This window comes from Alistipes megaguti, assembly GCF_944320325.1.
In the GTDB taxonomy this organism is placed as follows: domain Bacteria; phylum Bacteroidota; class Bacteroidia; order Bacteroidales; family Rikenellaceae; genus Alistipes; species Alistipes megaguti.
This window is the reverse complement of the sequence record NZ_CALUHA010000005.1, coordinates 45,473-57,575: the sequence shown is the minus strand read 5'-3', so window position 1 is coordinate 57,575 and position 12,103 is coordinate 45,473. Positions and strand designations below refer to the sequence as shown.

Genomic DNA, 12,103 nt, shown 5'->3' with positions numbered 1-12,103 from the left:
CGTTTTTTTGTTTGCCGTCCGGCGCAGTATTGCAGTCCGACAACCGTTTACAGGAAAACTTCACACCTAAACCACCAAACGACCCATGAAAAAATGGCTGCTTCTGCTGATGACGCCTCTCGTATTGGGCGCCTGCGACAAGGACAACACATCGCGCACTGAAATCTGGACCATTGCCCCCGAAAAGGGCGTGGCAGGCATCACCATGGGCTTCGGTTACATACCGGCCTACATCGTCCAAAAAGGGGCCAACGCCTCATGGGAGATCGTTCCCGGTCCCATCGAAGGCTTCTCGTTCGAGGAGGGCTGGCAGACGACCCTGCGCGTACGAATCGACCGGATCGCCAACCCGCCGGCCGACGGCAGCAGTGAACGCTACACGATGGAGGAGCAGCTCGCTCGCACAGAAACCACATCCCCCGTCGATCCGCTGACCTTCAGCCCCGAACTGGAGATCCGCGTCGCCTCGCGGCGGGCCGATGCGCAGATAGCCGCCTACTGGATCCAGGACCTGCGTTACGACACGCCGCAATGGCAGGCCTTTCCGTCGGAGATCGAGGGTTTCGACTTCAAGCCCGGACACGAATACCGCCTGCGCATCCAGCCTGTCGCCGTGTATGACGAAGCGAAAAGCGACTGGATCGACAACGATTCGTGGTCGGTGAAATACCGTTTGCGGGAGCTGCTCTCCGACGAGGTGAAGGAGTCCGAAGGGCTGCCGGAATAGAACCGGAATAGAAGGTCCGCAGGAATAGAAGCGCAGAACGAAAAGGGCCCGGAGCGCGGCCGACGGTTCCGGACGCGCCTCCTACCGGCGCAGCGTAGCAAACGAAAGGATGTGCCACGTCACCCCGACGGCCACGGCCAGCAGCAGGAGCTGCGCCCACCACAGCCGGTCGACCACCGTCACGATGCAATAGAGCAGCGTGGCCCAGAGCAGCGCAACGGAGATCACCTTGGCTCGGAGCGGAATGGCGCGGTACTCGCGGAACTGGCGGATGTAGGGTCCCAGCCGGCGATGCGAGACCAGCCAGCCGTAGAGCCGCGGCGAAGAGCGTACCCAGAGGGCTGCGGCCAACAGCAGAAAGGGGGTCGTCGGAAGCAGCGGAACAAAGATTCCGACCAGTCCCAACACAAGGGCCACGGCACCGAGGAGCATGAAAAGTGTCTTCACGCCGCAAAAATAGGCAAATCCGACGCTTTGAAACAAGGCCGAGACGAATATTTCGTTAACTTTGTCTTCCGAAACGAAGTCGGAGACGACAAAAACCTCAAAAACACAGGATACGATGACGAAAATCGGTATCGCCAGCGACCACGCCGGCTATGAAATGAAAGAATTTCTCGTAGGCTACCTCGACGCCATGGGTTACGAGGTGCTGGATTTCGGAACGGACTCTCCCGAGAGTGTCGACTATCCGGACTTTGCCCATCCGCTGGCCGAGGCTGTCGAGCAGGGAGAAGTGGCCTTCGGCGTAGGTCTCTGCGGCTCGGGCGAAGGGATGGCCATCACGCTCAACAAACACCAGGGTGTCCGGGCCGGGTTGTGCTGGGATCCGGAGATCGCCTCGCTGATCCGCCGTCACAACGACGCCAACATCATCGTCTTTCCGGCGCGCTTCATCACCAACGACGAGGCGGTGCAGATGCTCGACGCCTTCTTTGCGGCCGAGTTCGAGGGAGGCCGCCACGCAAAGCGGGTTGCCAAGATTCCGGTTCCTGCCGCCCAGAGCAGCCAGAGCGAAAAATAGCCCAAAGGGGCTGCAAGGGCCGGGAAAGGGGTCCGAAGGCTTCCGGGAGGCGCCGCAGAGGCCGTCAACCGGATGGGGGGGGGCGTAAAGGTCTCCCGGATTTCCGGAAGGCACTGCAGGACATCTGCCGGGAGCCGACGGGGCCGACAAGGCAAGACCGGGACAAGCGGATTCCCGGAAGGCCGGAGGGTTTCGGCTCCGACCGGATCAGAGTTGGAAGACAAAGGGCGAGAGAGCACGCAGCTCCTCGCCTTTTTCGTGCCCGGCGAAGAGGCCGAAGACGGCCGAACCGCTTCCCGACATCGAAGCGTAGAGCGCCCCCTCTGCAAGAAGCCGCTCCTTGACAGCGCGAATGGCGGGATGGGCGGCAAAGACCGACTCCTCGAAGTCGTTGGTCACCAGCCCCTGCCACTCGGTTACCGGGCGCCGCAACCGCTCGGCAAGCGGCACGTCCGGCACCCGCGGCCGCACGCCGGCATAGGCCTCGCGCGTCGAGACCCCCTCGTCGGGCTTCACCACCACGAGCGTCAGCCCCAACAGATCCAGCGGGAAGGGGATCATCACCTCACCGCGGCCCGTGCACAACTGCGGGGTGTTCCGCACGAAGAAGGCCGTATCGCTGCCCAGCTCGGCGGCCCGGTCGATGAGCTCCGCCTCCGAAAGACCGAGCGCAAAGAGCCGGTCGAGCGCCACAACCACCGCCGTGGCATCGGCCGATCCGCCCCCCAGCCCCGCGCCGAACGGCACGTGCTTCGCAAGACGGATCCGCACGCCGTCCACACCGTAGCGGTCGCGCATCAGGCGAAAGGCCTTCAGACAGAGGTTCGACTCGTCGGGGCAGTCCACCACAAGTCCCTCGGAGCGGAATGACGCGCCGGGAGCGTCGGTGCGTTCGACCTCCACCTCGTCGTAAAGCCCCCGCACGGGAAACATCACCGTCTCCAGATCGTGGTAACCGTCGGCCCGGCGGCGGAGGATGTCCAGGCCCAGATTTATTTTGCAGTTTGCGCGCAGTATCATGCAACAAAGATACGAAGGATTTTCGTATTTTTACGGCATGAAATTCCGCACCGAAATCGAACCCCTCCGCACCGACCTGACGATCGGCTACCGCAACCACATCCTGAGCCTCGGATCGTGCTTCGCCACACAGATGGCCGAACGGCTCGAAGCGGCGAAGTTCCACGTCGTGAAGAACCCCTCGGGCATCCTCTTCAACCCGCTGTCGATCGCCGGGGCCATCCGCAGCTACGCCGACCCCCGGCCCGTCACCGCCGACGAACTGGGCTTCGACGGCGAACTCTGGTACCACTTCGACTTCCACGGCGACCTCTCGGCCCCGACCCTCGACGAGGCTTTGCAGCGCATGAACCGCGCCCGGCAGCTGGGTGCCGAGGCGCTCCGCCGCTCCGACCGCGTGATCCTGACCCTCGGCACGGCCTGGGTCTACGAACACCGGGGACGCGTGGTGGCCAACTGCCACCGGCAGCCGGCATCGGAATTCATGAGACGGCGACTGAGCGTCGAGGAGATTGTCGGCACCCTTGCCGAACTCTTCGACGGACCGCTGGCCGGCAAGCGGATCCTGCTGACGGTGAGCCCCGTACGGCACCTGGGCGACGGACTCGCCGGAAATGCCGTCAGCAAGGCTACGCTGCGCGTGGCGGTCGAGGAGCTCACCGAACGCTTTCCGCAGGCGCTCTACTTCCCCGCCTTCGAGATCCTCACGGACGACCTGCGCGACTACCGCTTCTATGCCGACGATCTGGTCCACCCCGCGCCGAAGGCCGTCGACTACATCTGGGAACGTTTCACCGAGGCGCTGCTCGACGACGAGGCCCGGCGGCTGCTCCCCGAGGTCGAGTCGATCGTTGCGGCGGCGGCCCACCGTCCCCGCAACCCCCGCAGCGAAGCCCACCGCGCCTTCTGCCGCCGCCAGCTCGAACGGATTGCCGCCCTCCCCGGGCTCGATTTTCGGACCGAAAGCGCGCTTTTCAGACAATGTATCGAAATAAATTCGTAAATTTGCGCTCATACGAACCGCAACCATGAACAAGCGTCTTATTCTGCTCGCCATAGCCGCCCTGACGGCCTTCGCACCCGCCGCCGCACAGCCCCGTCTGATCGTTCAGATCGTCGTCGGATCGATGCGCGCCGGCGATCTGGACCGCTACGCCGTCAATTTCGACGAGGGCGGATTCCTCCGTCTTACGGAACGCGGCACGGTCTATTCGGATGCCCGCTACGACTACCTGCAGACCACGACCCCCGTCTCGCTGGCCACGCTCGTCACCGGAGCCATGCCCTCGACCCACGGCGTGATCGGCCCCCGCTGGGTCGACTACACCACCAACCGCACGGTCAGCCTGATCGACGGCCGCCGCGGCCCCGGAGCCTATCACCGCATCGCCCCGACGCTGGCCGAGACGCTCCTCGACCAGTCTCCCGAGAGCCAGGCCGTGACGATTGCCGCCGAAGCCATGTCGGCCGTCGTGATGGCCGGACGCGGCGGCGAAGTCTTCTGGCTCGACTCCACGCGCTGCGACTGGGTCTCGTCGCCCTATTACACCGAGCAGCTCCCCGAATGGATCGAGCGCAGCAACCGCGAACGCTACAACCTCTCCTACATCGGTCTCGAATGGCGGTCGCTGCTCGAAAAGAGTCGCTATCTGAACACCCGTCAGCACGACATCGTCCTCTTGGGCCGCAACAAAAAGGAGGACACCAACGGACAAGGGCGTCTGAAACTGACAAGCGACTACGAACGGCTGCTCTACACGCCGGCCGGGAATACCGCCGTGCTGGGGCTGGCCAAACAGGCTATCGCCCAATACCGTCTGGGCGCCGACCGGACGCCCGATCTGCTGAACATCTGCCTCGACTCGCCGCGCCGCATCGCCGAGGCCTACGGTCCCGAGTCGATCGAGGTCGAGGACATGTACTACCGGCTGGACCGCGATCTGGCCGACTTCCTGACCTTCCTCTTCGCACAGGTCAAGGATGGAAACGTGCTGGTGGTCGTCACCTCCGACCACGGCACAAGCCCTTCGTACGACGCCGGGCAGCAGGAGGTCGAACGCTTCAACAGCCGCCAGTTCGAGGTGATTGTCAACGGCTTTCTGAACGTCCGCTACGGCACGGGCGACTGGGTGGTGGCCTACGGCGACAAGTCGCTCTGGCTGAACCACAACCTCATCTACGAACGCGGACTGAATCTGGCCGAGGTGCAGAACGAGGTGGCCATCTTCGCCATGCAGTTCAGCGGCGTGTCGCACGCTCTGGCCGCCACGGCCATGCGCACGAGCTACTTCGGCAGCGGATACGCCCGCAAGATGCAGAACAGCTTCTACCCGCGCCGTTCGGGCGACGTGATTCTCAATCTGATGCCCGGCTGGATCGAGGAGCAGGAGCGCTGCTGGTCGATGTCGGGCTCGATGTACGGCTACGACACCGAGGTGCCGCTGATCTTCTACGGACAGGGGGCCGGACCGTTGCGCGTCAACCGCCGCGTGGAGATGACCGCCGTGACCCCGACACTGGCCCGCGTGGCCGGTGTGCGCGAACCCGCCGCCGCGGAGGGCACGGTCCTCGAAGAGATCGTCGACCTGTAGGGGCCGGCGTACGGATGGCTGCGAAAATGACGTTAAATACCATACGAACATGGACAAGATACAGGAGGAAATCATTGAGGAGTTCTCGGTTTTCGACGACTGGCTCGACAAATACGACTATCTGATCGGTCTGAGCGAAACGCTCCCCCCGATCGCCCCGGAACACCGCACCGAACAGTACCTCATTCAGGGGTGCCAGTCGCGGGTGTGGGTCGACGCCCGGCTGGAAAACGGCCGCGTCTACTACTCGGCCGACAGCGACGCCATAATAACCAAGGGGATTATCGCGTTACTGATCCGGGTGCTCAACGGCCGGACCCCGAAGGAGATCCTCGATACGGAGCTCTACTTCGTCGACCGCATCGGTCTGAGCGCCAACCTCTCGCCCACACGGGCCAACGGACTGGTGGCGATGATCAAGCAGATGAGACTCTACGCCCTGGCCTTCGAGACCAAGGTCGAGGCCGAAGAGAAAGAAGAGAAAACAAAAACGGAAAACAGCGGCAACGGGGCGAACTGACCGCCCCGGCCGGCTAAATGGCCCGGCCGGCAGGATGTGCAGGTGCGAAGAGGCCGATGCTGCCGCACGACCGGCACGAAACAGGATGGAAACACAGAAAACAATGACACCCGAAGAGATTCTTGAGGTTGAAAAGGAGATCGTCGCGACGCTCAAGAACATATACGACCCGGAAATCCCGGTCAACATCTACGATCTCGGTCTGGTCTACGAAATCGACTACACGCCCGACGGCGTGGCCACGATCCGCATGACCCTCACCGCCCCCAACTGCCCGATGGCCGACATGCTCGTCGAGGATGTCAACCAGCAGGTCGCCAAGGTCAAGGGCGTCAAGTCGGTGAACGTCATCCTCACGTTCGACCCCGTGTGGGACAAGAGCATGATGTCCGAGGAGGCGCTGCTGGAACTCAACATGCTGTAGGAATGGCGGAGGCTAAGGGTGCAAACACGGAGCAGAGGTCCCGCACGATCGAACGGCTCGAAGCCCGGGCCGGCGAACACGCCTGCGGCGGATTCTTCGCGGCACTCGACGATCTGCAGCGCACGGAGCTCTTCACGACGCTGATCTTCGACCGGCTGCAACGCAAGATGCGCACCGTCGAGGCTCTGCGCCGCGAGGCCGCCGACAACTGGAACCAGACCTTCTACCTGCTCTACTTCCGCACGCTGGGCGACCGCCGCAACCAGGAGGCCTATCTCGAACTGGCGCGGAGGGTCCCCTACCGTGTCGTGTTGCGCGAACGTCGGGTGCCCCACGCCATCGAGGCGATGCTCTTCGGCGCCTCGGGACTGCTCGACCTCTACCGCAACGACGAATATACGCTCAATCTGCGCCGCAACTTCGAACACCTGGCGGCCAAATACGATATCCGCCCGATGGAGGCCGCAGTGTGGGAACTCGCCGAAATCCGTCCGGCCAACCACCCCGTGCTGCGGCTGGCGCAGGCCGCGGAGTTCTTCGCCCAGGACGAATTCGTCATGGACCGCACGATGGCCTGCCGCAGCGAGGAGGATGTCCGCCGTCTGTTCGGTATCGAAGCCGCCGACTACTGGCGCACCCACTTCGTCCCCGCTGCCGAAAGCGACTCGCGGCCCAAGCGCATCGGCGCCTTCAAGGCCAACATCATCGGCATCAATCTGGTCGTCGTGCTGCAGTTCGCCTACGGCAGCTTCATGGCCAACGAACGATTGCGCGACAGCGCCCTCTCGCTGCTCGAAAGACTCCCGGCCGAGGACAACCGCTACATGCGTGACTGGGCGGCAGCCGGCGTGCGCCCGCGCAACGCCTTCGAAAGTCAGGCCCTGCTGCAACTCGCGACCGAATACTGTCCGGAGCGGCGCTGCGCGGAGTGTCCCGTCGGACGCCGGATCGCAAAATCGATCCCGGAAATGCAATAGCTCCCCAAAAAGAGTAACTTTGCCGGAAACCGCTCACAGCCCAAGAGCGCACAACCCTTCCCGCCATGGAAAACAGCTCCAAACGCCCCCTGATCAGCGTTGTCATGCCGCTCTACAACGCAGAGCGATTCGTCGGCGAAAGCATCGAAAGCCTGATGGCTCAGACGCTCTCCGATTTCGAACTGATCGTCATCGACGACTGCTCAACCGACGGCTCGGCGGCCGTGGTCGAGCAGCTCCAACGACGCGACCCGCGGATCGTCCTGCTGCGCAACGAACACAATGCCGGTGCGGCCGAAACCCGGAATCACGGAATGGATGCGGCCCGCGGCGAATTCATCGCCTTCCTCGATGCCGACGACATCTGCGTCCCGAGGCGTTTCGAAAAGCAGATCGCCTTTCTGAAAGCCCACCCCGAAGTGGATGTCTGCGGCAGCTACTATCTGATTTTCAACGACCGTGACGGTCGCAATCACGGCCATTACGGCCATCTTCCGCTCACCCCGGAGGAGATTCGCTGCCAGGTCTTCTTTTTCAATCCGCTGGGCATGTCCACCATCATGCTGCGGGCCAATGCCCTCCGGAAAACCGGAATTCGGTTCCGGAACTGCGTCTGCGAAGACTACAAGCTGTGGGCCGATCTCTCGGACCGGCTCGCCATGGCCAACATCCCCGAGTGTCTGATCCTCTACCGCCAATGGGAGGAGCAGACTTCAGCCCGGCACCAGCAGCGTCAGGTGGAGAGTGCCCTGGAGATTCAACGCGAACTGCTCGCTCGAAGAACGGGCATCGTCCTCTCGGACGACGAAGCCCGAAGGCTGTCCCGCTTCGTCCACCAGTCCGAACTGGTCGAACGCAGCGACCTCCCCTTCTTCCGGCAATTCCTGTTCCGCTTCCACCATGCCTACCGACAACGGGAACCCTACAGGCCGAAACACTTCGAACGGATGCTGCGCAACCGCTTCATCTACTTCTACCGGCGTTTCAACCCTTCGTGGAAGGTCTGGCTGCAAAAGCGCCTCTTCCGGATCGCTCTGCTGTTCCATTGATCCGCCAAGCGGCATTCATCCGCCCGAAAACACCCCTCGGCACCCGTTTCCGAAGGCCCGACACACCCGCCAATCCCCATCCCGTGGAAAAGTTCGCGGGTTTGGGCACCATTTTTTGCGTAATTCACGGAAAAATGCCTATCTTTGTAGGCTTTACAACCAAAACCCGAAAATCACGACAGACCGTATGGATATAGTTGCCAGCATCATCAAAGCCCTCTTCGGCTCGAAAGCCGACAAGGACCGCAAACTGATCGAGCCCTATCTGCAGAAGATCAAGGCCGTATACCCGTCGATCGAGGCCCTTTCGAACGACGAACTCCGCGCCCGCAGCGAGGATCTCAAAAAACAGATCGCCGACTACATCGCCCAGGACGAGGCCCGCATCGTCGAACTCAAGGCCCAGCTCGAAAAACCCGAAACGTCGCTCGAAGAGAAGGAGAAGATCTCCAAGGAGATCGACTCCACCACCAAGCGTATCGACGACCGCATCGAGGAGATCCTCGACCGCATCCTCCCCGAGGCCTTCGCCATCATGAAGGATACGGCACGACGCTTCGCCCAGAACGACACCGTCGTCGTCACGGCCAACGACTTCGACCGCGAACTCGCTGCTACGAAGGACTTCGTCACCATCGACGGCGACAAGGCCGTCTATGCCACCCACTGGATGGCCGGCGGCAACGACGTCAAGTGGGACATGATCCACTACGACGTCCAGCTCTTCGGCGGCGTGGTGCTCCATCAGGGCAAGATCGCCGAAATGGCAACGGGTGAAGGCAAAACCCTCGTGGCAACGCTCCCCGTATTCCTCAACGCCCTGGCCAAGAAGGGCGTGCACATGGTCACGGTGAACAACTACCTGGCCAAGCGTGACTCCGAATGGATGGGCCCGATGTACGAGTTCCACGGACTGTCGGTCGCCTGCATCGACGACACGCAGCCCAACTCCGAAGCCCGCCGCAAAGCCTACATGGCCGACATCACCTTCGGCACGAACAACGAGTACGGTTTCGACTACCTGCGCGACAACATGGCTTCGTCGCCCAAGGACCTCGTCCAGCGCAAGCACCACTTCGCCATCGTCGACGAGGTCGACTCCGTGCTGATCGACGACGCCCGTACGCCGCTCATCATCTCGGGCCCCGTTCCCAAGGGCGACGACCAGATGTTCGAGCAGTACAACCCCGCCATCGAGCACCTCTACAACCTGCAGAAAAACCTCGTCACGCAGCTGCTGGCCGAGGCCCGGCAGCTGATCTCGGCCGGCAAGACCGACGAGGGCGGCATCAAGCTCTACCGCGCGCACAAGGGCCTTCCGAAATACAAGCCGCTGATCAAGTACCTCTCCGAGCAGGGCGTCAAGGCGCTGATGCAGAAGACCGAGAACATCTACATGCAGGACAACAACCGCCGCATGCCCGAGATCACGGACGACCTCTTCTTCGTCATCGACGAGAAGCTCAATTCGGTCGAACTCACGGACAAGGGTCATGAGGTGCTCTCGAAATACTTCAACGAGGACGGTTTCTTCGTCCTGCCGGACATTGGCGCCGAGGTGGCCGAACTCGAAAAGAGCCAGCTCGAGCCCGATGAGAAGGCAAAAAAGCGCGACGAGGTGATCAACGACTACGCCATCAAGTCGGAGCGTGTCCACACGGTCAACCAGCTGCTCAAGGCCTATGCCATGTTCGAGAAGGACATCGAGTACGTGGTGATGGACAACAAGGTGAAGATCGTCGACGAGCAGACCGGCCGTATCCTCGAAGGTCGCCGCTATTCGGACGGCCTGCACCAGGCCATCGAGGCCAAGGAGCACGTCAAGGTCGAGGCCGCCACGCAGACCTTCGCCACCATCACGTTGCAGAACTACTTCCGCATGTACCACAAGCTGGCCGGTATGACCGGTACGGCCGAAACCGAGGCCTCGGAGTTCTGGAGCATCTACAAACTCGACGTGGTGGTGATCCCGACGAACCGTCCCGTCATCCGCGACGACCGCCAGGACCTCATCTACAAAACCAAGCGCGAAAAGTACAACGCCGTCATCGAAGAGATCGTCCGCCTGGTCGGCGAGGGCCGTCCGGTGCTGGTCGGCACGACGTCGGTCGAGATCTCCGAACTGCTAAGCCGCATGCTCAAGCTGCGCGGAATCAAGCACAACGTCCTCAACGCCAAGCAGCACGCCCTGGAGGCTCAGGTCGTGGCCGAAGCCGGACGTTCGGGTCAGGTGACCATCGCCACCAACATGGCCGGCCGTGGTACCGACATCAAGCTCACGCCCGAAGTGAAGGAGGCCGGCGGTCTGGCCATCATCGGTACGGAGCGCCACGAAAGCCGCCGCGTCGACCGTCAGCTGAGAGGTCGTGCCGGACGTCAGGGCGACCCCGGATCGTCGCAGTTCTTCGTCTCGCTCGAAGATGACCTGATGCGTCTGTTCGGTTCGGGGCGGATCGCCACGATGATGGACCGCATGGGTCTGAAGGACGGCGAGGTGATCCAGTCCAAGATGATGACCAAGGCCATCGAGCGCGCCCAGAAGAAGGTCGAGGAGAACAACTTCGGCATCCGCAAGCGGCTGCTCGAGTACGACGACGTGATGAACTCACAGCGCGAGGTGATCTACACGCGCCGCCGCCACGCCCTCTACGGCGAACGGATCGAAATCGACCTGAACAACATCATGTACGACTTCGCCGACAACTTCGTCGAGGAGAACCGCGGCATCGAATACGAGGATTTCCGCATGGAGCTGATCCGTCAGGTGGCCGTCGAGCTGCCGATGGACGAGGCAACGTACAAGAATGCAAAAACCGCCGAACTGGTCGAGGCCATCGTCAAGGCCCTCAAGGAGGCCTACGCCCGCCGCGCCAAGGCTGTGGCCGACACCGTGCGTCCCGTCATGGAGCGCATCTATGAGGATCGCAAGGACCAGCTCGACTCGAACATCTACTTCCCGATCACGGACGGCCACCTCGGATACAACGTCCCGGTCAACCTGCGCCGGTGCAAGGAGTCGGACGGAGCCGAAATCTACAAGGTCTTCTCGAAGATCGTCATGTTCACGACCATCGACGATGCCTGGCGGGAGCATCTGCGCGAGATGGACGACCTGCGCCAGAGCGTGCAGAACGCTACCTACGAGCAGAAGGACCCGTTGCTGATCTACAAGTTCGAATCCTTCGGGCTCTTCTCGAAGATGCTCATCAAGGTCAACCGCGAGGTGCTCTCGATCCTCGACCGCGCCTACATCCCCGTGCGCGAGCAGAGCGCCGAAGAGGCCCAGCGGCTGCAGCAGGAGCGGGAACGCCGGGCCAAGGTCGATGTCAACAAGCTGCAGGCTTCGCGCATGCAGGCTGCCGCCCAGGCCGGCCAGCAGGAGCGTCAGAAGCCCATGCCGCTGCACGTCGAAAAGAAGGTCGGCCGCAACGATCCCTGCCCCTGCGGTTCGGGCAAGAAGTACAAGAACTGCCACGGCAAAGGGCTCTAAGGGTTTTAAGAAAGCCCTCTATGGGGGGGGTCGGTGGAGAGCAACGGCAGCTGCCCTGCAACCCGAGGACTCCGGAAGTTCTCCCTTGGGAGATGGCAGTAGCTTGGAGAGGATCCGACCCGGACACTGCCCTGCCAAGGAACCTCAAGCCTCCCTATGAAGGACGGCTACCGGGACGGGATTTAGACCCGGCTGCGGCCCTTCAACCCAGGCAAGTACGGTCCGGAATGTCTCGGTAAACGGCACATTCCGGGCCTCTTCATAAAAACGACAAACCGAAC

The 12,103-nt window shown here is 62.1% G+C and carries 11 protein-coding genes; 9 read left to right on the top strand and 2 right to left on the bottom strand.

The genetic code is table 11. The annotated features are described in order from the left end of the window. Window positions 1-85: 85 nt before the first annotated feature. Window positions 86-727: a DUF4377 domain-containing protein gene (locus PUQ42_RS02405; protein ID WP_273370624.1), complete on the top strand. Its 642-nt coding sequence runs from the start codon at window positions 86-88 to the stop codon at window positions 725-727. 81 nt (window positions 728-808) lie between these two features. On the opposite strand, the gene PUQ42_RS02400 is transcribed toward PUQ42_RS02405, so the two are convergent. Beyond that, the gene (locus PUQ42_RS02400; protein WP_273370622.1) at window positions 809-1,174 is read right to left on the bottom strand and encodes a YbaN family protein; all 366 of its coding nucleotides are present in this window, start codon (window positions 1,172-1,174) and stop codon (window positions 809-811) included. A gap of 115 nt (window positions 1,175-1,289) precedes the next feature. On the opposite strand from PUQ42_RS02400, the gene rpiB reads away from it, so the two are divergent. After that, on the top strand, window positions 1,290-1,751 hold the full coding sequence (gene rpiB, locus PUQ42_RS02395) for a ribose 5-phosphate isomerase B (protein WP_273370619.1): 462 nt from the start codon (window positions 1,290-1,292) through the stop codon (window positions 1,749-1,751). 207 nt (window positions 1,752-1,958) lie between these two features. Here the strand turns inward: rpiB and ispE are convergent, their stop codons facing one another. Then, complete coding sequence (gene ispE, locus PUQ42_RS02390) at window positions 1,959-2,771, bottom strand: 4-(cytidine 5'-diphospho)-2-C-methyl-D-erythritol kinase (protein ID WP_273370617.1); 813 nt, start codon at window positions 2,769-2,771, stop codon at window positions 1,959-1,961. A 37-nt stretch (window positions 2,772-2,808) separates the two neighbouring features. Between ispE and PUQ42_RS02385 the strand changes: the two genes are divergently transcribed. The 7 genes from PUQ42_RS02385 (at window position 2,809) to secA (ending at window position 11,822) form a co-directional block, all read left to right on the top strand. Next, entirely contained in the window at window positions 2,809-3,774 is a 966-nt protein-coding gene (locus tag PUQ42_RS02385; RefSeq protein ID WP_273370614.1) for a GSCFA domain-containing protein, read from the top strand. 25 nt (window positions 3,775-3,799) lie between these two features. Beyond that, the gene (locus tag PUQ42_RS02380) at window positions 3,800-5,362 is read left to right on the top strand and encodes an alkaline phosphatase family protein (protein WP_273370611.1); all 1,563 of its coding nucleotides are present in this window, start codon (window positions 3,800-3,802) and stop codon (window positions 5,360-5,362) included. Window positions 5,363-5,411: 49 nt separating this feature from the next. Then, window positions 5,412-5,882 carry a SufE family protein gene (locus tag PUQ42_RS02375; RefSeq protein WP_122119511.1) on the top strand — a complete coding sequence of 157 codons (471 nt, stop codon included), beginning with the start codon at window positions 5,412-5,414 and terminating at the stop codon, window positions 5,880-5,882. 103 nt (window positions 5,883-5,985) lie between these two features. Beyond that, window positions 5,986-6,306 carry a metal-sulfur cluster assembly factor gene (locus tag PUQ42_RS02370; protein ID WP_087309068.1) on the top strand — a complete coding sequence of 107 codons (321 nt, stop codon included), beginning with the start codon at window positions 5,986-5,988 and terminating at the stop codon, window positions 6,304-6,306. Between the two features lie 2 nt (window positions 6,307-6,308). Beyond that, window positions 6,309-7,283, top strand: a complete 975-nt coding sequence (locus PUQ42_RS02365; RefSeq protein ID WP_122119512.1) for a DUF2851 family protein — start codon at window positions 6,309-6,311, stop codon at window positions 7,281-7,283. A 65-nt stretch (window positions 7,284-7,348) separates the two neighbouring features. Continuing rightward, window positions 7,349-8,332: a glycosyltransferase family 2 protein gene (locus PUQ42_RS02360; RefSeq protein ID WP_273370608.1), complete on the top strand. Its 984-nt coding sequence runs from the start codon at window positions 7,349-7,351 to the stop codon at window positions 8,330-8,332. Between the two features lie 187 nt (window positions 8,333-8,519). Then, on the top strand, window positions 8,520-11,822 hold the full coding sequence (gene secA / locus PUQ42_RS02355; RefSeq protein WP_087308872.1) for a preprotein translocase subunit SecA: 3,303 nt from the start codon (window positions 8,520-8,522) through the stop codon (window positions 11,820-11,822). Window positions 11,823-12,103: the final 281 nt, after the last annotated feature.